Annotated in this window: 26 protein-coding genes and 1 tRNA gene; 7 read left to right on the top strand and 20 right to left on the bottom strand. The window is 54.9% G+C overall.

Annotation, left to right across the window (positions count from 1 at the left end; all coding sequences use genetic code 11):
• Window positions 1-22: 22 nt before the first annotated feature.
• Together alsB and F8562_RS14675 are read right to left on the bottom strand one after the other, a co-directional pair.
• Window positions 23-958, bottom strand: a complete 936-nt coding sequence (alsB, locus tag F8562_RS14680; RefSeq protein ID WP_014837154.1) for a D-allose transporter substrate-binding protein — start codon at window positions 956-958, stop codon at window positions 23-25.
• A gap of 59 nt (window positions 959-1,017) precedes the next feature.
• Window positions 1,018-1,905 carry a MurR/RpiR family transcriptional regulator gene (locus F8562_RS14675; RefSeq protein WP_004097852.1) on the bottom strand — a complete coding sequence of 296 codons (888 nt, stop codon included), beginning with the start codon at window positions 1,903-1,905 and terminating at the stop codon, window positions 1,018-1,020.
• 364 nt (window positions 1,906-2,269) lie between these two features.
• On the opposite strand from F8562_RS14675, the gene rpiB reads away from it, so the two are divergent.
• On the top strand, window positions 2,270-2,719 hold the full coding sequence (gene rpiB / locus F8562_RS14670) for a bifunctional allose-6-phosphate isomerase/ribose-5-phosphate isomerase RpiB (protein ID WP_004097854.1): 450 nt from the start codon (window positions 2,270-2,272) through the stop codon (window positions 2,717-2,719).
• 69 nt (window positions 2,720-2,788) lie between these two features.
• Window positions 2,789-3,121 (top strand): DDRRRQL repeat protein YjdP, encoded by a 333-nt coding sequence (gene yjdP / locus F8562_RS14665; protein WP_014837157.1) that lies wholly within the window; start codon window positions 2,789-2,791, stop codon window positions 3,119-3,121.
• A 33-nt stretch (window positions 3,122-3,154) separates the two neighbouring features.
• Here yjdP and phnP read toward each other — a convergent pair whose 3' ends face one another.
• The 12 genes from phnP to F8562_RS14605 form a co-directional block, all read right to left on the bottom strand.
• On the bottom strand, window positions 3,155-3,913 hold the full coding sequence (gene phnP, locus F8562_RS14660; protein WP_014227578.1) for a phosphonate metabolism protein PhnP: 759 nt from the start codon (window positions 3,911-3,913) through the stop codon (window positions 3,155-3,157).
• Between the two features lie 15 nt (window positions 3,914-3,928).
• The gene (gene phnN, locus F8562_RS14655; RefSeq protein WP_014837158.1) at window positions 3,929-4,492 is read right to left on the bottom strand and encodes a ribose 1,5-bisphosphokinase; all 564 of its coding nucleotides are present in this window, start codon (window positions 4,490-4,492) and stop codon (window positions 3,929-3,931) included.
• Window positions 4,492-5,628, bottom strand: coding sequence for an alpha-D-ribose 1-methylphosphonate 5-triphosphate diphosphatase (phnM, locus tag F8562_RS14650; RefSeq protein WP_014837159.1), 1,137 nt, complete (start codon window positions 5,626-5,628; stop codon window positions 4,492-4,494). Before phnM ends, phnN begins: the two co-directional genes overlap by 1 nt.
• Entirely contained in the window at window positions 5,625-6,311 is a 687-nt protein-coding gene (gene phnL, locus F8562_RS14645) for a phosphonate C-P lyase system protein PhnL (RefSeq protein ID WP_004097859.1), read from the bottom strand. Before phnL ends, phnM begins: the two co-directional genes overlap by 4 nt.
• Before the next feature lie 196 nt (window positions 6,312-6,507).
• Window positions 6,508-7,266, bottom strand: coding sequence for a phosphonate C-P lyase system protein PhnK (gene phnK, locus F8562_RS14640; RefSeq protein ID WP_014837160.1), 759 nt, complete (start codon window positions 7,264-7,266; stop codon window positions 6,508-6,510).
• Window positions 7,263-8,111, bottom strand: a complete 849-nt coding sequence (locus F8562_RS14635; RefSeq protein WP_004097861.1) for an alpha-D-ribose 1-methylphosphonate 5-phosphate C-P-lyase PhnJ — start codon at window positions 8,109-8,111, stop codon at window positions 7,263-7,265. The genes phnK and F8562_RS14635 overlap by 4 nt, the downstream gene beginning before the upstream one ends.
• Window positions 8,104-9,168: a carbon-phosphorus lyase complex subunit PhnI gene (locus F8562_RS14630; protein WP_014227583.1), complete on the bottom strand. Its 1,065-nt coding sequence runs from the start codon at window positions 9,166-9,168 to the stop codon at window positions 8,104-8,106. The genes F8562_RS14635 and F8562_RS14630 overlap by 8 nt, the downstream gene beginning before the upstream one ends.
• Window positions 9,168-9,752, bottom strand: a complete 585-nt coding sequence (phnH, locus tag F8562_RS14625; RefSeq protein WP_004097865.1) for a phosphonate C-P lyase system protein PhnH — start codon at window positions 9,750-9,752, stop codon at window positions 9,168-9,170. The genes F8562_RS14630 and phnH overlap by 1 nt, the downstream gene beginning before the upstream one ends.
• Window positions 9,749-10,201 (bottom strand): phosphonate C-P lyase system protein PhnG, encoded by a 453-nt coding sequence (phnG, locus tag F8562_RS14620; RefSeq protein ID WP_014837161.1) that lies wholly within the window; start codon window positions 10,199-10,201, stop codon window positions 9,749-9,751. The genes phnH and phnG overlap by 4 nt, the downstream gene beginning before the upstream one ends.
• The gene (gene phnF, locus F8562_RS14615) at window positions 10,202-10,927 is read right to left on the bottom strand and encodes a phosphonate metabolism transcriptional regulator PhnF (protein WP_014837162.1); all 726 of its coding nucleotides are present in this window, start codon (window positions 10,925-10,927) and stop codon (window positions 10,202-10,204) included.
• 217 nt (window positions 10,928-11,144) lie between these two features.
• The gene (yjdN, locus tag F8562_RS14610; RefSeq protein ID WP_004097869.1) at window positions 11,145-11,579 is read right to left on the bottom strand and encodes a VOC family metalloprotein YjdN; all 435 of its coding nucleotides are present in this window, start codon (window positions 11,577-11,579) and stop codon (window positions 11,145-11,147) included.
• A 136-nt stretch (window positions 11,580-11,715) separates the two neighbouring features.
• Window positions 11,716-12,051: a zinc ribbon domain-containing protein YjdM gene (locus tag F8562_RS14605; RefSeq protein ID WP_004097870.1), complete on the bottom strand. Its 336-nt coding sequence runs from the start codon at window positions 12,049-12,051 to the stop codon at window positions 11,716-11,718.
• Between the two features lie 540 nt (window positions 12,052-12,591).
• On the opposite strand from F8562_RS14605, the gene proP reads away from it, so the two are divergent.
• Entirely contained in the window at window positions 12,592-14,094 is a 1,503-nt protein-coding gene (gene proP, locus F8562_RS14600; RefSeq protein ID WP_025107668.1) for a glycine betaine/L-proline transporter ProP, read from the top strand.
• Between the two features lie 145 nt (window positions 14,095-14,239).
• On the opposite strand, the gene cbpM is transcribed toward proP, so the two are convergent.
• The 3 genes from cbpM to F8562_RS14585 form a co-directional block, all read right to left on the bottom strand.
• Window positions 14,240-14,545, bottom strand: coding sequence for a chaperone modulator CbpM (cbpM, locus tag F8562_RS14595; protein WP_014837163.1), 306 nt, complete (start codon window positions 14,543-14,545; stop codon window positions 14,240-14,242).
• The gene (cbpA, locus tag F8562_RS14590) at window positions 14,545-15,465 is read right to left on the bottom strand and encodes a curved DNA-binding protein (protein WP_014227587.1); all 921 of its coding nucleotides are present in this window, start codon (window positions 15,463-15,465) and stop codon (window positions 14,545-14,547) included. The genes cbpM and cbpA overlap by 1 nt, the downstream gene beginning before the upstream one ends.
• A gap of 150 nt (window positions 15,466-15,615) precedes the next feature.
• Window positions 15,616-16,296 carry a TerC family protein gene (locus F8562_RS14585; protein WP_004097877.1) on the bottom strand — a complete coding sequence of 227 codons (681 nt, stop codon included), beginning with the start codon at window positions 16,294-16,296 and terminating at the stop codon, window positions 15,616-15,618.
• Between the two features lie 223 nt (window positions 16,297-16,519).
• Here F8562_RS14585 and F8562_RS14580 point away from each other — a divergent pair, with 223 nt between their 5' ends.
• Entirely contained in the window at window positions 16,520-17,302 is a 783-nt protein-coding gene (locus tag F8562_RS14580; RefSeq protein ID WP_014837164.1) for a DsbA family protein, read from the top strand.
• Between the two features lie 33 nt (window positions 17,303-17,335).
• Here F8562_RS14580 and F8562_RS14575 read toward each other — a convergent pair whose 3' ends face one another.
• Window positions 17,336-17,932 (bottom strand): TetR/AcrR family transcriptional regulator, encoded by a 597-nt coding sequence (locus F8562_RS14575; protein ID WP_014227589.1) that lies wholly within the window; start codon window positions 17,930-17,932, stop codon window positions 17,336-17,338.
• A gap of 115 nt (window positions 17,933-18,047) precedes the next feature.
• Between F8562_RS14575 and F8562_RS14570 the strand changes: the two genes are divergently transcribed.
• The gene (locus F8562_RS14570; RefSeq protein WP_014837165.1) at window positions 18,048-18,635 is read left to right on the top strand and encodes an NAD(P)H-dependent oxidoreductase; all 588 of its coding nucleotides are present in this window, start codon (window positions 18,048-18,050) and stop codon (window positions 18,633-18,635) included.
• A 252-nt stretch (window positions 18,636-18,887) separates the two neighbouring features.
• Window positions 18,888-19,523 carry a hypothetical protein gene (locus F8562_RS14565; RefSeq protein ID WP_014837166.1) on the top strand — a complete coding sequence of 212 codons (636 nt, stop codon included), beginning with the start codon at window positions 18,888-18,890 and terminating at the stop codon, window positions 19,521-19,523.
• Window positions 19,524-19,557: 34 nt separating this feature from the next.
• On the opposite strand, the gene F8562_RS14560 is transcribed toward F8562_RS14565, so the two are convergent.
• A complete protein-coding gene (locus F8562_RS14560) occupies window positions 19,558-20,367 on the bottom strand; it encodes a polysaccharide pyruvyl transferase family protein (protein WP_004097886.1) in 810 nt (269 codons plus the stop codon).
• Between the two features lie 99 nt (window positions 20,368-20,466).
• Between F8562_RS14560 and F8562_RS14555 the strand changes: the two genes are divergently transcribed.
• The gene (locus tag F8562_RS14555) at window positions 20,467-22,689 is read left to right on the top strand and encodes a glycosyltransferase (protein ID WP_014837168.1); all 2,223 of its coding nucleotides are present in this window, start codon (window positions 20,467-20,469) and stop codon (window positions 22,687-22,689) included.
• A gap of 382 nt (window positions 22,690-23,071) precedes the next feature.
• Here F8562_RS14555 and F8562_RS14550 read toward each other — a convergent pair.
• A tRNA-Phe gene (locus F8562_RS14550) sits at window positions 23,072-23,147 on the bottom strand.
• Between the last annotated feature and the right edge of the window lie 89 nt (window positions 23,148-23,236).

Genomic DNA, 23,236 nt, shown 5'->3' with positions numbered 1-23,236 from the left:
AAGAAAGAGGGGATGCACAGACCTATTTCGTCACCAGAATGGAATCCACCAGCGTAAACTGCGGGGCTTTATCCAGCGGGATGACTTTGCCGCTCTTCTCGGCGTCGACCATCAGCTTAAGACCCGTAGCGCCAATATCCGCCGGGTTCTGCGCGATAGTGGCGGTCATTTGCCCGGCTTCGACCATTTTGCGCGCTTCCGGAATACCGTCGGTACCCACCACCAGCACCTTGCCGGTTTTGCCGGCGTTCGCGACGGCCTGGGCGACGCCCATTGCCATGGTGTCGTTGGCGCAGTAAATCGCTTTAACGTTCGGGTTACGCTGCAGCACGTTCGTGGCGACGTCCAGCGCTTTGATGCGGTCCCAGTCGGCAGGCTGGCTGGCCACCAGCTTGATCTGGCTCGCTTTTTTGAAGGCGTCGGTGGCGCCGCTGCGGCGAGCTTCGCCGGAGGCGTTACCGGCTTTGCCTTCGATAATAGCGACTTCGCCGCCTTCAGCACCCAGTTTGTCGATGATAAATTCCGCGCCTTTTGCCCCCACCGCCACGTTATCGGTGGTGACGAAAGCCTCGACGTTGCCGCCGGCTTTCTTCAGGTTATCCATATCGATTTTTTCATCGAGGTTGACCAGAAAGATGCCCTTTTTCCACGCTTTGGCTACCGGCATGACCAGGTTTACCGAGGAGAGCGGCGCAAAGGCGATACCTTTGTAGTTTTTGTTGCTCAGGTCTTCAAACAGCTGCAGCTGCGACTGAAAATCCCCTTCGGAAGGCGAGGCAAAAATATCGACGCTTACGCCCAGCGTTTTGGCTTCGTCCTCAATACCCTTTTTCATATCCACCCAAAATGGATTGGATAAGGTTTTTAATACCACAGCATAATCGGCGGCGGCAAAGGCGCTGGTGGATAACATTACGCCCATGAGCGTGCCGCTGAAAAGTTTCAGATATTTATTCATGGCAGTATTCTCAGTGTAGGATACAGTTATATTGATCCCACCAGTGTGGGATCGGTTTTTTATTTAAGCGCGCCGGGTGAAAAGAAATTAACAATCGCGCCAGTTTTTTGCATATTTAAATTCGCTTGCTCAATGTTGAGCTGTGCAACGGAAACAAAAAACGCATCTAATAATGTGAGTTGTAATATACGCGCTGAGGCGTTACGCCCTAATAAAGGCGTCTCTGGTGCTGGCGAACAAATAATAAAATCAGCTAACTTGGCAATCGGCGAATGATAGCTATGGGTGATACAGATAATTTTCGCCCCGTTCTTTTTCGCCAGCTCCACCGCTGATTTGATATCGCTGGTGCGCCCGGAGTGCGAGACCACCAGCACGACATCGCCTTCCTTCAGCAGCGAGGCGGACATCATCATGATATGCGCGTCCGGGTAGGCCTGGCAGCGCACGCCGATGCGTAAAAACTTATGCTGCACGTCGGCGCAGATGGCGTTGGAGCCGCCCGCGCCGTACAGGTCGCGCTGGTTGGCCTGGGCAAAAAAGCGCGCCGCGCGGTGAATTTCGTCGACGTTCACGATCGACTGGCCTTCCATAATGGTGCGCAGGGTGATGTTGAACACCTTATTCACCACATCCTGCGGCGCATCATCAAAGGAGAGTTCGGTCGGTAACACCTGTTCAGACTGCGAAAAGTAGGCCTCCAGCGCGCTGCGCAGGTTACGAAAACCGCTAAACCCCAGCAGCTTAGAAACCTTAACGATCATGGCTTCTGATACCGACAGCGCTTCCGCGACGTCCTTGATTGCCGGCGCATCGCTGAGATTGCCGGGGGTAAGCAACCATTCGACGATACGGCTCTCGTTTTCGGTCATCCCTTCCTGCTTCATGCGAAGCCAGGGGGCAAGGCCGATGCCGTTAGGGAGCGAACTGGATTCTGTCTGACTCATCGCTTTCTCATTGTCCATAAAATGAAGACGACACTATATCACCACAGGCGAAACAAAAAAGACACTACCAACTTCACAAAATTATATTTTTTATAAAGTTATGTTTATCGTGAAGTTTTGTTAATGTTGATTTTATCTTGATTTCTTATAAATTCATTATAAATCAGTGTATTATTGTTTTATCTCAGTTCTCTTTTTGCAAGGTGAAAATCAGGTTAAATATCGATTTCGTCTTGATTTGTAAAATTTGTCCGTGTAGAAAGGAGCCTGACGATGCTGTTTTCAGCGTTTCCTGGGGCATTTTTAGGCGTTTAAATCACAACGCCAGTCATCCTTGTAAAGTTAACAACAGGCGAGGCTAAGTATGAAAAGGATTGCATTTGGCTGCGATCACGTCGGGATAATCCTGAAAGACGATATTCTTGCGCATCTGCGCCAGCGCGGCATTGACGTCGTAGATAAAGGCGCATGGTCCACGGAACGTACCGACTATCCGCGCTATGCCAGCGCCGTCGCTCAGGCCGTTGCCGCCGGCGAGGTCGACGGCGGGATCCTGATCTGCGGCACCGGCGTCGGCATCTCTATCGCCGCCAATAAGCACCCGGGTATTCGTGCGGTGGTGTGCAGCGAGCCCTACTCGGCGCAGCTTTCACGACAGCATAACGACACCAATATTCTGGCCTTTGGCGCGCGGGTGATCGGCCTTGAACTGGCGAAAATGATCGTCGATGCCTGGCTGGCTGCCGAATTTGAGGGCGGGCGACATCAGGGGCGAGTGGACGCCATCGGCGCGATTGAACAGCAGCGGATTTGAGATTCCTCCGCTACTCCCGGCGATAGCCCTTGATTAACGTAGAGCCAGCCCCCCGATGAGACTGGCTTTATGAAACGTTACTCTACCGCTTTGCTTATCTGCACCTTGTCCCTCGCCGGCCAGCTGGCGCACGCCGATATGATTGATGACGCGATCGGCAATATTCAGCAGGCCATTAATGATGCTTATCATCCGGGCGATAGCCGGTCTGACGATGATGACTATGATGATGGGCGCTATCAGGACAGCCGCCAGCAGAGCGCCGATCGCCAGCGGCAGTATGACGACCGGCGGCGACAGCTTGAGGATCGCCGACGCGAACTTGACGAGCGCCAGCGCCAGCTTGATCGGGACCGCCGTCAGCTGGAAAGCGACCAGCGCAGGCTGGATGATGATTATTGATACGGCACGACCCGCGGCTTTCGCCGCGCCCGCTTAATCCAGCGCTATCTCCATGCCGTCAAATCCCGCTTCAAATCCCGCCGGTAGAGCATTCTCCATCATCCACGCATCGAAGCGGTGGCTGATATGGGTGAGGATCACCCGCGGGCAGCCGATGACCTGGTTAATGGCCCGCACGGTGTTCAGGTCGCAGTGGTTGCGCGGCGGCTGCGGGCGCGGCTCGTGGCTACAGTCGATAATGATAAGCTGCGGCTGGTTATTCAGCAGGAACTTCAGCGTTTTCTCCGGCAGCGCGGCGGTATCGGATAGCCAGGCGACCCGGCTGTGGGCCGACTCCAGCAGATAGCCAAACGTGAGCCTTGAGTGGTTCAGCGGCAGCGGCGTAACGCGCAATCCCTGAAGTTCAAATCTTACAAAGGGTTCGACGGTGTGGCTGAAATCCAGCAGGCCCGGATGCTTAAACAGATCATCGCAGCCCTGTTCATCCGGGGGGCCGTATACCGCAATAGGTTCGCCCACGCCCCAGCGCAGCGGGAACAGGCCTTGAACGTGATCCATATGATAATGGGTGAGCAGAAACTGCTGAAAGCTGCCGGCGGGCCACTGCGTCATCAGATCCGGTAGCCCGGCATCGAGCAGGGTCACCGCGTTGTTGAATTTGACGACCGCGCTACAGGGACGGCGACGATGCGCTTCGTCGACGCGGGCGCGGCGGCAGGCGGGGCAGTCGCAGCCGAAAACCGGTACCAGCTGCGCGCCGCCGGTGCCGGTTAAGCGGATAGTCAGGCTCATCTCTTCTCCTCGCGTTCAGGCAGTCTGCTGTTCGCGCCGGTTGCCGTGAATACGAATCAGCGAAACCAGGGCATCCACCGACTGGCTAAGTCGGCCATCGTTATTCAGCGTCAGACACTCGTTCGGCGTATAGCGCGCCGCGCGCGCCAGGCGCTGGGCGATTTCCGTCTCGTTCTCCCGTCCGCGCTGCTCCAGGCGCTGTCGCAGCACCGCCGGAGAAACCTGCAGACAGATGGGCAGCAGCGCGTCGGCATAGCGCGCCTGCGCCTGCGGCAGATGGGCGCGTGAACCGTTAGCGACCACGTCGAACCCGGCGTGCAGCCACAGGTCAATCTCGATGCCAATGCCATAGTAATTGTTGTTAGCATGCCAGCTAAGAGCAAACAGATGCTGTTCGGCGCGGGTAAAAAACTCATGTTCGCTGAGGGCGATATGGTTTTCACAGCCCGCGTTGTGTGGACGGGTTATGTAGCGGTGCGCCACCAGCAGCTGCGGATGCTCCCGCTGGCGCAGAGCCGCCAGCAGGCTGTCTTTGCCGGAGCCGGAGGGGCCGACCAGCCAAATCAGTTTCCCTGTCATCAGAAGACCCTCTTGCCTTGCCGCCAGACGTGATCGATATGGATATGCTCGCCGTGACGGCGCGCCAGCACCAGGTCCGCCCGCTTACCTTCGGCAATCGCCCCGCGGTCGTGCAGCCCCAGCGCCTGGGCCGGGTTTTTGCTCACCAGACGAATGGCCTGCGCGAGGGTAAAGGCGTTGCCCTCGTCGTCGGCGATGCGAAAAGCGGCATCCAGCAGGCTGGCGGGATAATAGTCGGAGGAGAGAATGTCCAGCAGGCCGCTGGCCGCCAGATGGTGGGCGGCGACGTTCCCCGAGTGCGAGCCGCCGCGTACGATATTCGGCGCGCCCATCAGAACGTTCATCCCGTGCTGGCGCGACGCCTGCGCTGCGGCGATCGTGGTGGGAAATTCGGCGATGACGCTGCCAAGCTGGCGCGATTCGAGCACATGTTCGCAGGTGGCGTCATCGTGGCTGGCCAGCGCGATATTCCGTTCGCGACAGATGGCGGCGATGCGCTGCCGGTTAGGCTGAGACCAGGCCGCCGCCAGAGCCATCTGCTCCTCTTCGAATTTGTCCATCTCTTCGTTGGTCAGGTGATATTTGCCCTGATAGTAGTCGCGGTATTTGCTACGGTCGGCATACTGGCGCTGGCCAGGGGAGTGATCCATCAGGGAGACCATGCTCACCGGCTCGCGGCCAACCAGCTTCTCAAACAGCGGCAGGGTGGTGTGATGCGGCAGTTCGCAGCGCAGATGCAGCCGATGTTCAGCGCGGTTGAGGCCGCGCTTCTGCGTCTCTTCCACGGCGTTGATCATTTTTTCGAGATTTTCCAGGCGATCGCCGCCGTCGCGCACATCGCCAATAGCCACGGCATCCAGCACGGTGGTGATGCCGCTGGCGACCATCAGCGCGTCGTGGCTGCTCATCGCCGAGTGGGCGGGCCAGTCCACTTTCGGTCGCGGGGTGAAAAACTTGTCCAGGTTGTCGGTATGCAGCTCGATAAGCCCCGGCAGCAGCCAGCCGCCCTCTCCATCGATGGCCTCCGCCAGTCGGCTCTGGCTTTCGGCAAAGGCCGAAATTCTGCCGTCCTGGACTTCCAGCGAGCCGTTAATCACCTCGTCTTCGAGGATCAGCTTTACGTTATTGATAATCATGCTGAAATTCCCATCGGGTGCAGACGGTCGGCGACCTGGTTGCGCGTGGCCTCGTCGTGAAAAATACCGACGATCGCCGCGCCGCGGGCTTTGGCTTCATGGATCAGTTCCACCACCGCGGCGCTATTTTTGCCGTCCAGCGAGGCGGTGGGTTCGTCGAGAAGCAAAATCGGGTAGTCGACCGCGAAGCCGCGGGCGATGTTAACCCGCTGCTGTTCGCCGCCGGAAAAGGTCGAGGGGGCGAGGTGCCACAGGCGTTCGGGTACGTTCAGCCGCGTTAGCAGGCGGGCGGCTTTCGCGGCGCTCTCTTCGCGCGGGATGCCCAGCTCGAGCAGCGGCTGCATCACTACGTCGAGGGCGGAAATGCGCGGGATCACCCGCAGAAACTGGCTGACCCAGCCAATGGTGGTTTTGCGCACTTCCAGCACTTTACGCGGCGTGGCGGTGACCAGGTCCACCCATTCATCGCCGTGGCGAATATGAATGTGGCCGCTATCGGGGAGATAGTTGGCGTACAGCGAACGCAGCAGGGTCGATTTTCCGCTACCGGAATGGCCGTGCAGCACCACGCATTCACCGGCATTCACGGTCAGCGAGGCGTCGGCGAGTACCGGCAGACGGACGCCGTGCTGCTGGTGCAGAACAAAGGTTTTATGGATGTTTTCAACGCGGATGGCGTTCATTTTTAGCCTCATCGTGCCTGAATTTCCCCGGATCGCGGCGTGAACGCCTTATCCGGGCTACCTGATGCATTAACTCACGAAGCGCGACCGGAGTTCCCGGAGGCGGCGCGTTGCGCCTGTCCGGGCTACCGGCTCGCAGACGGCCCGGGATCCGTAGCCCCGGTAAGCGCAGCGCGACCGGGGAGTGGACATTCACTCAGTTCTGCAACACCGACGACACCAGCAGCTGGGTATAGGGGTGATGGGGATCGTCGAGCACCCGGTCGGTTAAGCCGCTTTCGACTACCTGGCCCTGCTTCATCACCAGCAGACGGTTAGCCAGCAGGCGGGCGACGCCGAGGTCGTGGGTCACAATCACCACCGCCAGGTTCAGCTCCACGACCAGGCCGCGCAGCAGATCGAGCAGGCGCGCCTGCACCGATACGTCCAGCCCGCCGGTGGGCTCATCCATAAACACCAGCTTCGGCTGCGTCACCAGATTGCGGGCGATTTGCAGGCGCTGCTGCATCCCGCCGGAAAAGGTGGTGGGCAGGTCGTCAATGCGCGAAGGCGGGATCTCCACCTCCTGCAGCCACTGTCCGGCGGTGGCGCGAATATTGCCGTAGTGACGGGACCCGGTGGCCATCAGGCGTTCGCCGATATTGCCGCCGGCCGAGACCTGGCGGCGCAGGCCGTCCATCGGATGCTGATGCACCACGCCCCATTCGGTGCGCAGCAGACGTCGGCGCTCCGCTTCGCTCATGGCGTATAGCGAGCGCTGTTGATACAGCACTTCTCCCTGCTGCGGGGCCAGGCGGGCGGAGATCGCTTTCAGCAGCGTGGTTTTTCCGGAGCCGGATTCGCCGACGATACCCAGCACCTCCCCCGGCCACAGCTCAAACGAGACGTCGCTGAAGCCTTTGCCCGGCGCGTAGAGGTGGGTCAGGTTGTTCACCGTCAGTAACGGATGACTCATTTTTTCTGCTCCTCGCTCTGTTGGCGGCAATAATCGGTATCGGAGCAGACAAACATCCGTTTGCCGCTGTCGTCGAGCACCACTTCGTCAAGATAGCTATGGCGAGATCCGCAGATGGCGCAGGGTTCATCCCACTCCTGAACGGTAAACGGATGATCGTCGAAATCGAGGCTCTCAACCGGGGTATACGGCGGTACCGCGTAGATGCGTTTTTCGCGTCCGGCGCCGAACAGCTGTAGCGCAGGCATCATATGCATCTTCGGATTATCGAATTTTGGAATCGGCGACGGATCCATCACGTAGCGGCCGTTGACCTTCACCGGGTAGGCGTAGGTGGTGGCGATATGGCCGAAGCGGGCAATATCTTCGTACAGCTTCACCTGCATCACGCCGTACTCCTCCAGCGCGTGCATAGTGCGGGTTTCGGTTTCGCGCGGCTCGATAAAGCGCAGCGGCTCCGGGATCGGCACCTGGAAGATCAGGATCTGATCGTCAGTCAGCGGCGTTTCCGGGATCCGGTGGCGGGTCTGGATCAGCGTGGCGTCTTCGGTGCGCTCGGTGGTCGCGACGCCGGTCACGCGTTTGAAAAACTGACGAATCGATACCGCGTTGGTGGTGTCGTCGGCGCCCTGATCGATCACCTTCAGGACGTCATTTTCCCCGATGACGCTGGCGGTAAGCTGGATACCGCCGGTTCCCCAGCCGTAGGGCATCGGCATCTCGCGACCGCCGAAGGGCACCTGGTAGCCGGGGATGGCCACCGCTTTCAGGATGGCGCGGCGGATCATGCGTTTGGTTTGCTCGTCGAGATAAGCAAAGTTATAGCCGGTCAGTGCGTTAGCCACGTTGATTCTCCCGTTGCAGGCGTTTAAGCAGCGCCAGTTCGGCCTGGAAATCGACATAGTGGGGAAGTTTAAGGTGCGAAACGAAACCGGCGGCCTCGACGTTATCGGCATGGGCCAGCACAAACTCTTCATCCTGGGCAGGGCCCGCCACCTCTTCGCCATACTCCGGCGCCTGGAGCGCGCGGTCAACCAGCGCCATCGCCATCGCTTTGCGCTCGCTCATGCCGAACGTCAGGCCGTAGCCGCGGGTAAAGTGCGGCGGTTCATCCTGAGGGTCGACAAAGCCGTTGACCATCTCGCATTCGGTCATCAGCAGTTCGCCGATAGTGACGGTGAAGCCCAGCTCTTCGGGTGCGATCTCCACCGCGACGTAGCCGCTGCGAATTTCACCAGCAAACGGATGGTTGCGTCCGTAGCCGCGCTGGGTGGAGTAGGCCAGCGCCAGCAGGTAGCCCTCGTCGCCGCGCACCAGCTGCTGCAGGCGCGAAGAGCGCGAACAGGGATAAACCGGCGGATGGCGGGTGATATCGTCGGGCTGCGCGTCGGTATCCCGCTCCGCTTTCGCCAGCCCCTGCTGGACGAGCAGATTAAAGACGTGCGGCGTCGCTTCCTGCGGTGCGCTATCGGTCGCCAGCGGCGGCGTTTCGCCGTTGGCCAGCAGGGTAAAATCGAGCAGACGGTGGGTGTAATCGTAGGTCGGGCCGAGCATCTGGCCGCCGGGGATATCTTTATAGACCGCCGAGATACGGCGCTCAAGGCGCATACCGGCGGTGTCGACAGGCTCGCTGACCGCCAGCCTTTGCAGGGTGGTGCGATAAGCGCGCAGCAGAAAAATCGCTTCGACGCTGTCGCCGCTGGCCTGCTTCAGCGCCAGCGCCGCCAGCTCCCGGTCGGCGATGCCGCCTTCGGTCATGACCCGATCCACCGCCAGATTAAGCTGTTGGCTAATCTGATCAACGCTGATTTCAGGAAGCCGTCCCTCGCCTCGGCGTTTCTGTTCCTGTAGGGCGTGAGCGGCGACGATCGCCTTCTCGCCGCCTTTGACGGCTACGTACATTAGCAGACCTCGACGTGAGTGGTGCGCGGAATCGCCAGCAGGCGTTCGCCGCAGGTGAGGATCAGATCGATTCCCAGCGGGAACGGATGCGGACGCTCGGTCAATTCTTCAATAATGCATTCCGGCAGCTGCGGGGCGATCATCCGCTCTTCGGCGATCCCCGCGCCGGTCAGCCGCAGCATCCGGCCGCCGCTCAGGCTGGCAAGCTGAACCACCAGCGTGACGCCGGTTTCCGGGGCGACGACGGTACCGGCGGAAAGCACGTTCAGCTGCTCGGCGCTGATGCTGTCGCTGGCGACGGCGAAGGTCGCCTGCTGCGGCTGCTCGACCAGCGGCGCGCCGGTATGAAAGCGCAGATTCTGGCCGACAAGATCGTTATGCAGCGCGGGAGCGAGCCAGACCGGCGTGTCGTGATCCACCAGCGTCAGCAGCAGGCTGGTGGAGGCGACGTTCAGCGGCTGCCAGCCGTGCTGAAGCTGCTGCAGGGAGACAATCACTCCCGGCTCGCTCATCGCCTTCAGCAGGCGGCGGAAACTGTGCTGGGCATCCTGCACAGCCAGGGTAAAGGCGGGTTGTAATGTCATGCGTTATCTCCGCGAACCAGAGTAAAGAAGTCGACCCGGCTGGCGTTGACTTCGGCGCGTCGGGCTTCAATGCGCGCGCTGCGTTGTTCTTCCAGCGGGGTTATCAGGGTTTCCATCAGGGTGTGAAAATGGTGTGGCGACTGCATCAGGGCATCAATGGCCGCGCAGCGTTCAGCGTGCGGGCGGTCGCGGCCCAGAATCCAGCTATAGCCGAGGGTGCCGTCGGCCAGGCGAATGGCGGCGCGGGTTAAGGTGGCGTCTCCGGCGAAGAATCGGTCGCCGATGCCGCCCATACGCGCCTGCAGCTGCACCAGCCCGGTCTCCGGGGCGCGAATCAGCTCATACTGCGGCGCGAGCTGCAGCGCCTGCATCCGCGCCGCCAGTTCTTGTGGTTCACTGTGGGCCAGCACGGACATCCAGCGCTGGCGGGTTGCGGTATCAAAGTGCATTCAGTGCTCCATGGTGAATTCAATCATGTCGGCGCGGGTCAGGCTGACGGAGTACTCCGTCGCGCTCTGCTCGCCCTGGCGATGATTCAGGGTGCGCACGCACAGCAGCGGCGCCATGTTGGGAATGCCGAGAATATTGCTCTCTTTGGCCTGCGCGCGTCGGGCGCTGATTTTGGTGCGCACGCGGGTCAGTTCGATATCAAGCCGATCGCGCAGCAGGTCATGGAGAGAGCCGTGGGTAAAGGTTTGTAGAACCGGCCACAGCTGCAGGTCGGTAAAGTAGTGGTCGATCAGATACAGGGCGACGCCGTTCACGCGGCGCAGGGTGCGCAGGTGAATGACGTTATCGCCTTCACTGATAGCAAACGCCTCGGCAACGTGGCTGCTGGCCGGACGCACCACCGACAGCAGCTTCTCGCTGGTTGGGTGGCTGCCCTGTTCGAGAAGATTCTGGCTAAAGCGGGCCTGGGCGTTGAGCGGATAATCTATCGGGCGCATCAGCACCAGCACGCCGACGCCCTGACGGCGCTGGACCCAGCCGCGTTCGACGAGCTGATCGATGGCCCGGCGCAGGGTGTGGCGGTTAACCTCAAAGCGGGACGCCAGCTGCTGCTCGGCGGGCAGATAGTCGCCGCAGCGGTAATGATGGCGAAGCTCTTGCTCCAGTTTGGCGGCAATTTCCTGATATCGCGTTGGATAACTGGTCGGATGTCTGGATAAGTACATGTCAATCGAGCCTCACTAAGGACAAGGAAGTATTTCCCTCTGAGCGTGGGCCGATCCTGACGGTTTTTTGTTACATTTCGGTTAACTCATGATGACCGGGGGATGAAGAGTTGATGCCGGTGGAATGACAGGGTAAGGGGGAGTGAATGCACAGATGCCATCACTCCGCCCTCTCTCCCTTTCGGGGTGAGCACAGGGTGAGGGGAAAAGGCCAGCGTTAAGGCTCTTTCACCACGTTGACCATCCACGGGACGCCAAAGCGGTCGATAACTTTACCGAAGCCGTGCGCCCAGAAGGTTTCCTGCCAGGCCATCTCAATCTGCCCGCCGTCGGCGAGGCCGTCAAACCAGCGTTTACCCTCAATAACATCCTGCGAGTCCAGCACGACGGTAAATCCGGCGTAGCGCTCCATGTTGCTGGAGGGGCTGTCGCTGAGCATCAGGATACTATCGGCAATGCGCAGGCTGGCGTGCGCGATACCGTCGGCAGCCAGATGCTGGCCGGAAGGGCAGCCATCTTCGGCGTCCTGCGTATTCTGCGGCATTTCACCCCAGGTGATTTTGTGGATGAGCTCCGCGCCCAGCGCCTGCTGGTAGAAAGCGATGGCGGCAGCGCAGTTGCCGCTAAAAGCGATATAGGGACTTAAGGGCATAACCATTACCTCAGGTAACGAATATTCCATTAAGCGTAGAAGGGGATTGCAGAATTAAGCCAGGCGGCAGCGAAGGATTCCGGGAGGCCACGGGAAAATATATTTCCCCCCGACAACGGGCGTCGGGGGAATAAAATCAGTTCTTTTTAACAAATTCGGATTTTAGCTTCATCGGGCCAAAACCATCTATTTTACAGTCAATATTATGATCGCCTTCAACCAGGCGGATATTCTTCACTTTAGTGCCGATTTTTAGCATCGAAGAGCTGCCTTTAACCTTCAGATCTTTTACCACGGTGACGCTGTCGCCGTCGGCGAGTAAATTACCGTTGGCGTCTTTGACCACCAGCGCGTCGTTATCGTCCGCAGGCTCGGCATTGTTCCATTCGTGGGCGCATTCCGGGCAGATAAACATGCCGCCGTCTTCATAAGTGTATTCAGAATGGCATTTTGGGCAGTGTGGCAGTTGCATGACGTTCCTCGCGATTACTGGGTAAAACAGGACGTTGGTCCTTTAAATGGTGGCTGATAGCCGAAAGTAATGCTGATTATAGCGCAATCCCGCACTTTTGTCGGGCCTTTTTTATGACTTATCGCAGCGGAGAAAGAGGATATATATCGTGAGGCCTGGCGGGCTTATTTTCATAAAAAGCGCAGGATATTTGCGGAAATGTATCGCTAAGTTCCAATATTCATTGAACTTATTGCTTTTGGATGACTCTGTTTAAGGGTAGGTAAATTTTTGTGAAGTTGATCCCAAATTTAAACGCTGTTAGGGTAAAAAGGCGAGAACGCAAATTCACTACACTTATTAGCGGTACCGCTTATTTCATTATGGCCAGAGCAGGCGTCAACAGGTTCGGTTGTACGGACTGTCAGCAGACAGTGCAGGCAAACCTGCTACGCTTGAAATGTGGAGCACAGCAATTCGCCGCTCCCAACGCATGACGCGAATGACCTTGTCATTCGGCGGAGATTCGTGCGCTCAAGGCGAGAGCAAAAGAGGATAATTATGCTTAAAAGGAAAAAAGTAAAACCCATCACGCTTCGGGATGTGACCATCATTGATGATAGCAAACTGAAGAAAGCGATTACCGCAGCGTCGCTGGGTAACGCGATGGAGTGGTTCGATTTTGGGGTATATGGTTTTGTTGCATATGCGCTTGGTAAGGTCTTTTTCCCCGATGCCAACCCCAGCGTGCAGATGATTGCCGCGCTCGGTACTTTCTCGGTTCCCTTCTTAATTCGTCCATTAGGCGGCCTGTTCTTCGGGATGCTGGGCGACAAATACGGTCGACAAAAGATTCTGGCGATAACCATCGTTATCATGTCGATAAGTACATTCTGTATCGGCCTTATTCCGTCGTATGCCACGATTGGTATCTGGGCGCCGATCCTGCTGCTGCTGTGTAAAATGGCGCAGGGCTTCTCGGTGGGCGGCGAATATACCGGTGCCTCTATCTTTGTTGCAGAGTACTCGCCTGACCGTAAACGCGGCTTTATGGGCAGCTGGCTGGACTTCGGTTCGATAGCCGGTTTTGTCATGGGCGCGGGCGTAGTCGTGCTGATTTCCAGCGTGGTGGGCGAAGAGAACTTCCTCGACTGGGGCTGGCGTATTCCGTTCTTCCTGGCGCTGCCGTTAGGGATTATCGGACTTTATCTGCGTCATGCGCTGGAAGAGACGCCGGCGTTCCAGCAGCACGTTGATAAAATGGAGCAGGGCGACCGCGAGGGCCTGCAGGATGGGCCGAAAGTCTCTTTCAAAGAGATTGCGACCAAACACTGGCGTAGCCTGCTAACCTGTATCGGTCTGGTGATTTCCACCAACGTGACCTACTACATGTTGCTGACCTACATGCCGAGCTACCTGTCGCATAACCTGCACTATTCTGAAGACCACGGGGTGCTGATCATCATCGCCATCATGGTCGGGATGCTGTTCGTTCAGCCGGTTATCGGTATGCTCAGCGACCGTTTTGGCCGTCGTCCGTTCATCCTGATTGGTAGCGTGGCGCTGTTCGGGCTGTCGATTCCGGCGTTTATCATGATTAACAGTAACGTCCTTGGCCTGATTTTCGCCGGTCTGCTGTTGCTGGCGGTGGTGCTGAACTGCTTTATCGGGGTGATGGCCTCGTCGCTGCCGGCGATGTTCCCGACCCACATCCGCTTTAGCGCCCTGGCCAGCGCCTTTAACATCTCGGTGCTGATTGCCGGTCTGACGCCGACTCTGGCGGCGTGGCTGGTGGAAAGCACGCAGAACCTGATGATGCCGGCTTACTATCTGATGGTGGTGGCGTTGATTGGTCTGATTACCGGCCTGTCGATGAAAGAGACCGCCAATCGTCCGCTGAAAGGGGCGACGCCAGCGGCTTCGGATATTCAGGAAGCGAAAGAAATTCTCGGCGAGCACTACGATAACATCGAACATAAAATCGAAGATATCGATCAGGAAATCGCCGACCTGCAGGAAAAACGTTCTCGTCTGGTGCAGCAGCATCCGCGCATCAACGACTAAATCGTTTTGCCAGTAATTCATGCCGCCGCGGGCTTCCCCGGCGGCATTTTTTATGTCCTGAGCGGCTACGGGCTTGAGGTCATTCGCGGACCGCCCAGGCCCGATAAGGACCGGGCGGTGCCCCAGGAAGAGAGCGGGCTACGGCTTAGCTATGGGCCAGAAAGCGCGCCAGCCGCTGCTGCAGAATTTGATTTTCGCGGCTCAGGCGCGCGTTCTCGTCCAGCAGCGTTAAGGCCACAGCGATGCCCGGCCAGTCCAGCTCCAGCTCTTTGCGCAGGCGTACGGCGCGGTGAACGATGGTCACCGCGCTATCGTCAAACAGCCAGTTTTCCCGCTGCGGCTGGCGCGGCTCGATCATGCCGAGGCCAACAATCTCGTTAAGCTCCTCTTCGGAAAGGCCGGTGTGGAGACAAAACTCGGTAATCGTGAACGTCACTGTTATCTTAGCCATCAGGCTTTCCCCCATGTCTTACGCGGCTCGAAGCTGGATTGTGCATCCGCCAGCTGCTGCCAGAGCTCACGGCTCTTCTCATCTGGTTTTGGCGGCATGACGATTTTTATCACCGCATACAGGTCGCCGGTGGTGGTTTTGCTGGTCAGCCCTTTGCCCTTCACCCGCAGCCGCTGACCGGCCTGGCTGCCCGGCGGAATGGTCAGCAGGATGCTCTCTTTCAGCGTCGGGATAGTGACCCTGGTGCCTAGCGCTGCTTCCCACGGCGCCAGCGGCAGGACGATTTCAAGGTTGTGTCCGACGATATCAAACAGCGGATGCGGGGCGATATGAATCACCAGCCACAGGTCGCCGTTAGGGCCGCCATTTTCGCCGGGGGTGCCCTGGCCTTTCAGGCGGATCCGCTGGCCGTCGACGACGCCCGCGGGAATTTTCACGTTCAGGGTTTTCGGCGTTTCGCTTTCGACCATGCCAAAGACGTTATAAACCGGCAGCTTATAGCTGATGGTGCGCGTCTGCTCGGCCAGGGTCTCCTCAAGGAATACCGCGACTTCTATCTCTAAGTCATGACCGCGGACGCCGTGCTGGCGGCGGCTATGGTGCGCCTGCTGGCCAAACATGGAGGAGAAGATGTCGTCGAAGTCCTGCTGGCTATAGCTCTGCTCGTGGGAATGCTGCTGCTGACGGCCAAACTGCGGATCGTTACGGTGCTGCCAGAGCTGGTCGTATTCGGCGCGGCGCTGGTCATCTTTAAGCACTTCCCAGGCTTCGGCGAGATCTTTGAATTTGGCTTCGGCATCGTTTTCTTTGCTGACATCGGGGTGGTATTTACGTGCCAGACGGCGATAGGCGGTCTTAATGGTTTTCAGATCGTCCGTTGGCTGAACCCCTAAAATGGCATAATAATCCTTTAATTCCATGATGTTATCTCATTTATGCGCAATATTATGGTTACAGATCCCTGGATCAGGTGTCTTTACTAAGCGTAGGGCAAATGAGGGCGGATGTGGGGGAAAAATGGCGCAAACTTGACGCCGTCGGAATTGACGGCGGCCAAGCGTGAACGCCAGCTATTCGCTGGAGCGCCTGCGGTTTCTGCGCAACCCTTCCAGCAGCACAAGGGCAGCGCCAATGGCTCCGCCCATCACGGGGAGCGCGGCGGGCGCGTTGGGGAACAGATGAACGATGGTCACATCGGTCACCATCATGGAACCGGCTATCCAGCCGATGAGCGCACCGCCCAGCATCACCACGGACGGGAAGCGGTTGAGAATAGCCAGCACCAGCTTGCTGCCGAGGACGATAATCGGAATGCTGATCAATACGCCCAGCGCGACCAGAAGCAGATGGCCTTTTCCGGCGGCGGCCACCGCCAGCACGTTATCCAGCGACATAATGACATCGGCAACGGTAATGGTGACCGCGGTACGCCACAGGCTGCTGGAGCTGCTGACATCATTCTCTTCTTCCTGATTGGTCACCAGCTTGATGCCAATCCACAGTAGCATCAGCGCGCCGACCACTTTAAGCCACGGCAATGAGAGTAAATAGATCGCAATAGCTAAAAGCAGCACGCGCGCCGCTATTGCGCCGACGGTACCGATGATAATCGCTTTGGTACGCTGCTGAGGCGGCAGTTTACGGCAGGCCATCGCGATCACCACCGCGTTGTCGCCACCCAATAACAGATCGATAGCAATAATTTGCAGCAGAATAACCGCCACGTCCCACTGACTGAAAAACGCATTCATACCCAACTCATCGAACCAAAAAAGAGAACCTACGGAAAAACGCAGGGGCGAAGCGTACTCTCGTTAGGGCACTCTGGCCACCTTACAGAGAGACCGCGCGCAGCGAGTGATTGAAAAATATCGTTACCAATCATTGCATGGTCCGGCAATGATTCGCAGGCAAAGGATGATATTTTGTTCGTAGAAATACATCTGCCGTTCACCTATCGCAAGGACTAACTACATGCCCGGCCATAAGAATTTACTCACATTTGCCTTTATCGGCGCTACCCTGTTTCCGCTTATGGCGACCGCTGCTGATGCGCCGACTTTTACGCCTGAACAAGAGGCCCGTATTGGCAAAATCGCCGCGGATTACTTAGTCGCGCATCCGGAAGTGCTGCTGCAGGCCAGCCAGAAGCTACAGCAAATTCAGCAACAGCAGCAGGCCAGCGCCGCGACCCAGGCGGTACTGAAGAATGCGGCCGCGCTGACCCAGGATAAAAATACGCCAACCTACGGCCCGAAAGAGGGCAAAGTCACGGTCATTGAATTCTTTGATTATCAGTGCGTTTACTGCAGTCGTCTGGCGCCGGTAATGGAGCAGGTGATTAAAGAGAACCCGCAGACCCGCTTTGCCTTTAAAGAGTGGCCGATCTTTGGCAGCCGTTGGGAAACCTCGCTTGAAGCGGCCAAAACCGGCCTGCAGATTTATCAGCAGAAGGGCGCAGAGGCTTATCTGACCTACCATAACGGGATCTATTCCACCGGACATAACGAAGGCAAGCTGACGGCTGCCGACATCCAGCAGCAGGCGAAGAAAGTGAATTTCGACGCGAAGAAAGCGGCGGACGTTGAGCCGGTACTGGAAAGCACCAATCAGCTGGCGCAGGAAATTGGCCTGAGCGGGACGCCGGGCGTTATCGTGATGCCGACTACCGGCGCCACGGAAGCGACGATCACCGTATTCCCGGGGCTGGCGGATAAAGCCTCGCTGGATGCGGCGATCAAGAAAGCGGGCGGCTGATAATCAACGCGTCCGCCGGACGGCGGGCGCGATTTAGCGATGACAGCAGCGCTGCAGCATCGACATAATGACCTGAAAAAGCTCATCTTTAGCCTGCTGCTCCGTGATGACGCCGTTCACTACCGCGGCCGATAGCCCGTCGGCGGAGCCGAGCATGGCGAGAATGGCCGCCTCGCTGAGATTCTCACTCTCGCAAAGCGGCGAAAAATAGTCCCGACATTTTCCGGTAAAGGTGGCGATGCACTCTTGTTTGATCTTCTCCAGCTCTGGCGTCCCGGCCAGCGCGGCCATGACGCTGGGCATCTCGCGCCCCTGAAGCAGCACGCACTCGATATAGGCGTTGGCGATCGCCGAGGCCAGCTTCTCCGCATTCGGTTCGGTATTGCGCAGTATCTCATCCATTCGCGCCGTCTGGCGTTGGTCGTATTCGCGATAAAGCATCGCGAAAAGCCCTGAACGGCTGTCGAAGTGATCGTAAACCACGGGTTTCGTCACGCCCGCCTGCGTCGCCAGATAACCCAACGTCAGAGCATCGGTCCCTTCTTGCCGAATAATATGCCAGGCGACATCAATCAGCTGCTTGCGCCGCTCTTCTCGCGTTAAACGCTGACGTACGAGTGGTTCAGACATGGAAACATTCTCCCGTTGACATATTAATATACCAACAGTAACTTACTGATGGTAAGTTACTGTTGGTATATAAGACTACGTCCAATATCGTTATAGCGCAACTGGGGTATCCGTCATGCATGCATTAATCGTGGTTTCTCATCCTCTCAAGACGTCGCTGACTCACAGCGTAGCGACGGCGATTGCGCAAGGAATTGCCGAATCCGGCCCGCAGCATACGGCTGACATAGCGGATTTAACGCAGGAAGGCTTTAACCCGGTATTTGCCGAGCCGGATATCGCCGCATTTCTGCAAACCGGCGACACGCCGCCCGACGTGATGGCCGAGCAGGCCAGAATTGATAACGCCGACGCGCTGGTGCTGGTTTTTCCCGTTTACTGGTGGTCGATGCCTGGGCTGTTAAAGGGCTGGGTTGACCGCGTGTTTTCAAACGGCTGGGCCTATGAGGAGACCGCCGACGGCGATGTCGTGAAGAAGCTGGGCCGCCTGCGGGTGCATCTGGTGGCATTAGGCGCAGCGAGTCAACAAACGTATGACAAGCACGGGTTTACCGATGCTTTTCATGCGCAGATTGTCCACGGGATTTTTGATTACTGCGGGGCGACGGTAGCCAGTTCGCAGATGCTGCTGTTGCCTGACCTGAAAACGGCGGAGGCGCATCTGGAGGCGGGGCGCCAGCTGGGAAGAAAGATGTTTGTCTGAGGCTCGCTTCGCTCCCGAGCCTGGGTTTCCGCCGGGCGGCTTTATCCGGGCCCGGCCTGAAAAAATATTATCAATGGCTTATGTGCATCATATCGGTACAGAACGCGCGATAATCCCACGAGGGGGCGTCATGCTGATATGCCATGTTTTCATCGCGTTATGTTGCCCTGCGCGGACGGCATCTGACGACATTTTTGGTGTTAGCCAGAGGTACCTTATTGTATAATCCTCCGGTTCCCCTTCTGGAAAATAATGATGAATAAATTACAGCGTTTCGAAAGTCTCGGTGATAATTGTGAGTTTGCTTTCTTTCTCAGAGAGTCAGGTTATGATGAAGGCAGCTTGTTTCGTTGGACTTTAATAAAAAACTATCATGCTCTTCTAAAACTAATAGAATCTGATTTTGCTGGTTTGTATGTCTATGAAAACCTGACCCCATCCTGGCAGGATATGGTGCTTGATCAGCAGTATGATATTTGTTTTCATACTGAAATGTATAGCGATAATAAAAATGATAGCTGGGTCTGGCGTTATTCTGCACAGGAAAATGATCTTATTTATAAAAAAGAAGTAGAGAAGATTAATTACCTGATAAGCAAATTTAAGAAAAGCCTTGTTGATGACAATAAAATTTTTGTCGTAAAAAGCAATGGCAATAATCTTGATGATATAGTATCCGCTTTAGCAAAAGAGTTTAAGAAGCACGGTAACAGTAAAATACTTTACGTGAAAAGTAACGTTGAAACTTCAGCTCCAGGTGAAATCAAGAAAGTGACTGATAATCTTTTTATTGGTGCAATCGATAGATTTGCCGACTATAGCCGGGCAAATGAATACTCGCGTGAAGGCTGGCAGGCAATAATTGATAATGCTGTAAAGATTATGTGAATTTTTAGCAGCGTATTAATATACGCTGCATTTTTTAGCTGGTAGTAATAAAGCACGTTTTTGGGTAATGATTTAACAGCGAGTAATTATAAACGGCTTCATTCTTGTAGTATGAGTTAGGGTAGAAATTGACTTCTTTTCCCAGCAGGGAGGCTAAAATTGCCACATGAAGTCTGTCGGTATTTACAACTTTATACTCTTCAAGAAAGTTGATCATGCAGCGGGTAGAGTTTCGTGCCAGAAATTCATTATCCCAATAGTCGCCATTCCACGTGAGCGAAATATCATGATTGTTTTCTTTATGTTCTCCTGTCAGAGACTCTGAATCTGTTCTGAAACAGTTTGCCTGTTGTTTATAGGCAGGTTTAAGAGACAGGTACTGGCTAAGATCGAGATAAAATGCCATGTCATCAGCAATGAATACGTTCTTATTTGGCTCATAGCTGAGAGATTTTATATAATCGAAAGTGGTATTTTCTCGGCAAAAGACAACTAACTTATCTATATTATTAGTGAATAAATCGCTATACCCTCTGATGGTCGAAGGCATAATGATCGTTTTGTGAAATTTGTGAATATTACTTTGAATAAAATCGCGGCCCTCAGCATACAGTCCTTCTATGAGGTTTCCTCCGCCACCAAAAATTAAAATATCAGTATCAGCGCTGTAGCGCTCATCGGCCCTGTAAGGAACATAGGTAAGCGCATTTCGTTCGAAAAAATCGTACGTTGCCGATGCAATCACGCCATCACCCGCGTTACCGGGGTTTGCCTTATAGACAAATCGATGAGATGGATGATAGGATTTTAGAAATAAATCAAATTTTAACTCTGCACTGGTCATTTTTTATCCTGTTTAACAGAAGCTATTGATTGCTATCTTAATATTACTTCAACTCACTCATTATTATAGAAAAGTCTAGGTTACTAAGGAAAGATCACAATGAAAAAAGTTCTTATAATGACGCCGGACATAGAGGGGCCTGTCCGTAACGGCGGCATTGGTACTGCTTTCACTGCCCTTGCCACTACTTTGGCAAAAAAGGGTTATGATGTCGATGTATTGTATACATGTGGTGACTATTCGGAGTCTTCTGCATCAACTTTTAGCGATTGGTCACGTATTTATAGCACCTTTGGTATTAATCTGCTAAGTACCGGTCTGGTAAAAGAGATTAATATTGATGCGCCTTATTTTAGAAGAAAAAGTTACTCAATTTTACTCTGGCTGAAAGAAAATAATGTCTACGACACTATTATTTCTTGTGAGTGGCAGGCAGATCTGTATTACGCTTTATTAAGTAAAAAGAATGGCACTGATTTTGAAAATACAAAATTCATTGTCAATACTCATAGCTCAACATTATGGGCTGATGAAGGTAATTACCAGCTCCCATATGATCAGAATCATCTTGAACTCTATTATATGGAGAAAATGGTTGTTGAGATGGCTGATGAAGTCGTTAGTCCTTCTCAGTATTTAATTGACTGGATGTTGAGTAAACACTGGAATGTTCCTGAAGAACGCCACGTTATTTTAAATTGTGAGCCATTTCAAGGGTTTGAGACGAGAAGTGATGTTGTCGTAAAAACAAATGAAACACCCGCTTCAGGCGTTGAGCTTGTATTTTTCGGCCGGCTTGAAACCCGTAAAGGGCTCGATATCTTCCTGCGCGCATTAAGAAAGCTCTCTGACGAAGACAAAGAGACGATCTCTGGCGTGACCTTCCTCGGGAAGAATGTCACGCTGGGTAAAATTGATTCCTTTACCTATATCATGAACCAGACCAAAAATCTGGGTCTGGCAGTCAATATCATCAGCGATTACGATCGTACTAATGCTAATGAATATATAAAAAGAAAAAATGTATTAGTCATCATCCCATCGCTCGTTGAAAACTCTCCGTATACAGTTTATGAGTGCCTGGTTAATAACGTTAACTTCCTCGCCTCAAACGTCGGAGGAATTCCAGAACTGATTCCGCAAGAGCATCATGCTGAGGTTCTGTTTACCCCAACGCCGGTTGATTTGTACGGTAAAATCCACTATCGCTTAAAGAATATAAATATCAAGCCTGGGCTGGTTGAGTCACAGGAAAATATCCAGGCAGCGTGGTTTGCCGCTATTGAGCGAAAAGATAACAGCGTCTTCAAAAAAATAGATGAATTGAATCGCCCGTTAGTTAGCGTGTGTATCACTCATTTCGATCGCCACCATTTGCTCCAGCAGGCACTTGCCTCAATTAAAACGCAGACGTATCAAAATATTGAAGTCATTTTAGTTGATGATGGAAGTACAAAAGAAGAATCTCATCGTTATTTGAACCTTATCGAGAACGATTTTAACGCTCGAGGCTGGAAAATCATCCGTAGTTCTAATAACTACCTGGGCGCAGCGCGAAATTTGGCTGCGCGACACGCCTCCGGTGAATATCTGATGTTTATGGACGATGATAATGTCGCTAAACCTTTTGAGGTTGAGACATTTGTCACGGCAGCATTAAACTCCGGGGCCGATGTGTTAACCACCCCAAGCGATCTTATTTTTGGTGAAGAGTTCCCTTCTCCGTTCCGTAAAATGACGCACTGCTGGCTGCCGTTAGGCCCGGATTTAAATATCGCCAGCTTTAGCAACTGCTTTGGCGATGCTAATGCCCTTATTCGCAAAGAAGCTTTCGACAATATCGGTGGCTTTACTGAAGATTATGGTTTAGGCCATGAAGATTGGGAGTTTTTTGCGAAAGTCTCCTTACAAGGCTATAAATTGCAGCTCGTTCCTGAACCGCTGTTTTGGTACAGAGTAGCAAACTCCGGAATGTTGTTAAGCGGAAATAAGAGCAAAAATAACTATCGTAGTTTCCGTCCATTTATGGATGAAAATGTAAAATATAATTATGCGATGGGGTTGATTCCTGCTTACCTCGAAAAAATTCATGAACTGGAGAGCGAGGTGAGCCGACTGCGTAGCATCAATGGCGGCCACTCTGTCAGCAATGAACTGCAGCTTTTAAATCATAAGATTGATGGTCTTATTTCCCAGCAAAGAGATGGCTGGGCCCATGACCGCTTTAATGCCCTTTATGAAGCCATTCACGTTCAGGGCGCCAACAGAGGCAGAAGTCTGGTTCGTCGGGTGGGCAGAAAAGTTAAATCCCTGTTGAAATAGCAGCGTCCGCGGAGCTCGAAAGGGCTCCGCAAAAAAGAGTTTTAATGAAGTTTAATTGTTCGACGCACTCAGCTCACCCCGCAGGCGTTGAACAGCGCGCTTGCCGCGCTGGCCCCGAAGGGGTGAGCCGCTGTGCGGCGAATAATCGAACGGAGTTCGATGAAGAGTCCGGCCGCAGAAAAGCAAAAACCCAGCCATAGGCTGGGTTCTCTGAATAAGTGGTACCCGGACTCGGACTAACGCCGCAGGCGTTGAACAGCGCGCTTGCCGCGCTGGCCCCGAAGGGGTGAGCCGCTGTGCGGCGAATAATCGAACGGAGTTCGATGGAGAGTCCGGCCGCAGAAAAGCAAAAACCCAGCCATAGGCTGGGTTCTCTGAATAGTGGTGCCCGGACTCGGAATCGAACCAAGGACACGGGGATTTTCAATCCCCTGCTCTACCGACTGAGCTATCCGGGCAACGGGGCGCATTAAACCGTAATCCGTACGCGGCGTCAATCAAATTTCTCGATTTATCTACCGGTTGCTTAAGTTTGCGGCAATTCTGC

The sequence above is a fragment of the Klebsiella sp. RCJ4 genome, from assembly GCF_009025755.1.
Lineage (GTDB): Bacteria > Pseudomonadota > Gammaproteobacteria > Enterobacterales > Enterobacteriaceae > Klebsiella > Klebsiella michiganensis.
The sequence above is the reverse complement of the archived record's forward strand: the minus strand, read 5'-3'. Positions and strand labels throughout refer to the sequence as shown.

Excerpts from the sequence above, each read along its gene's own strand:
- alsB (WP_014837154.1), bottom strand. The coding sequence starts at position 958 with ATGAATAAATATCTGAAACTTTTCAGCGGCACGCTCATGGGCGTAATG.
- F8562_RS14675 (WP_004097852.1), bottom strand. The coding sequence starts at position 1,905 with ATGAGTCAGACAGAATCCAGTTCGCTCCCTAACGGCATCGGCCTTGCC.
- rpiB (WP_004097854.1), top strand. The coding sequence starts at position 2,270 with ATGAAAAGGATTGCATTTGGCTGCGATCACGTCGGGATAATCCTGAAA.
- yjdP (WP_014837157.1), top strand. The coding sequence starts at position 2,789 with ATGAAACGTTACTCTACCGCTTTGCTTATCTGCACCTTGTCCCTCGCC.
- phnP (WP_014227578.1), bottom strand. The coding sequence starts at position 3,913 with ATGAGCCTGACTATCCGCTTAACCGGCACCGGCGGCGCGCAGCTGGTA.
- phnN (WP_014837158.1), bottom strand. The coding sequence starts at position 4,492 with ATGACAGGGAAACTGATTTGGCTGGTCGGCCCCTCCGGCTCCGGCAAA.
- phnM (WP_014837159.1), bottom strand. The coding sequence starts at position 5,628 with ATGATTATCAATAACGTAAAGCTGATCCTCGAAGACGAGGTGATTAAC.
- phnL (WP_004097859.1), bottom strand. The coding sequence starts at position 6,311 with ATGAACGCCATCCGCGTTGAAAACATCCATAAAACCTTTGTTCTGCAC.
- phnK (WP_014837160.1), bottom strand. The coding sequence starts at position 7,266 with ATGAGTCATCCGTTACTGACGGTGAACAACCTGACCCACCTCTACGCG.
- F8562_RS14630 (WP_014227583.1), bottom strand. The coding sequence starts at position 9,168 with ATGTACGTAGCCGTCAAAGGCGGCGAGAAGGCGATCGTCGCCGCTCAC.
- phnH (WP_004097865.1), bottom strand. The coding sequence starts at position 9,752 with ATGACATTACAACCCGCCTTTACCCTGGCTGTGCAGGATGCCCAGCAC.
- phnG (WP_014837161.1), bottom strand. The coding sequence starts at position 10,201 with ATGCACTTTGATACCGCAACCCGCCAGCGCTGGATGTCCGTGCTGGCC.
- phnF (WP_014837162.1), bottom strand. The coding sequence starts at position 10,927 with ATGTACTTATCCAGACATCCGACCAGTTATCCAACGCGATATCAGGAA.
- yjdN (WP_004097869.1), bottom strand. The coding sequence starts at position 11,579 with ATGCCCTTAAGTCCCTATATCGCTTTTAGCGGCAACTGCGCTGCCGCC.
- F8562_RS14605 (WP_004097870.1), bottom strand. The coding sequence starts at position 12,051 with ATGCAACTGCCACACTGCCCAAAATGCCATTCTGAATACACTTATGAA.
- proP (WP_025107668.1), top strand. The coding sequence starts at position 12,592 with ATGCTTAAAAGGAAAAAAGTAAAACCCATCACGCTTCGGGATGTGACC.
- cbpM (WP_014837163.1), bottom strand. The coding sequence starts at position 14,545 with ATGGCTAAGATAACAGTGACGTTCACGATTACCGAGTTTTGTCTCCAC.
- cbpA (WP_014227587.1), bottom strand. The coding sequence starts at position 15,465 with ATGGAATTAAAGGATTATTATGCCATTTTAGGGGTTCAGCCAACGGAC.
- F8562_RS14585 (WP_004097877.1), bottom strand. The coding sequence starts at position 16,296 with ATGAATGCGTTTTTCAGTCAGTGGGACGTGGCGGTTATTCTGCTGCAA.
- F8562_RS14580 (WP_014837164.1), top strand. The coding sequence starts at position 16,520 with ATGCCCGGCCATAAGAATTTACTCACATTTGCCTTTATCGGCGCTACC.
- F8562_RS14575 (WP_014227589.1), bottom strand. The coding sequence starts at position 17,932 with ATGTCTGAACCACTCGTACGTCAGCGTTTAACGCGAGAAGAGCGGCGC.
- F8562_RS14570 (WP_014837165.1), top strand. The coding sequence starts at position 18,048 with ATGCATGCATTAATCGTGGTTTCTCATCCTCTCAAGACGTCGCTGACT.
- F8562_RS14565 (WP_014837166.1), top strand. The coding sequence starts at position 18,888 with ATGATGAATAAATTACAGCGTTTCGAAAGTCTCGGTGATAATTGTGAG.
- F8562_RS14560 (WP_004097886.1), bottom strand. The coding sequence starts at position 20,367 with ATGACCAGTGCAGAGTTAAAATTTGATTTATTTCTAAAATCCTATCAT.
- F8562_RS14555 (WP_014837168.1), top strand. The coding sequence starts at position 20,467 with ATGAAAAAAGTTCTTATAATGACGCCGGACATAGAGGGGCCTGTCCGT.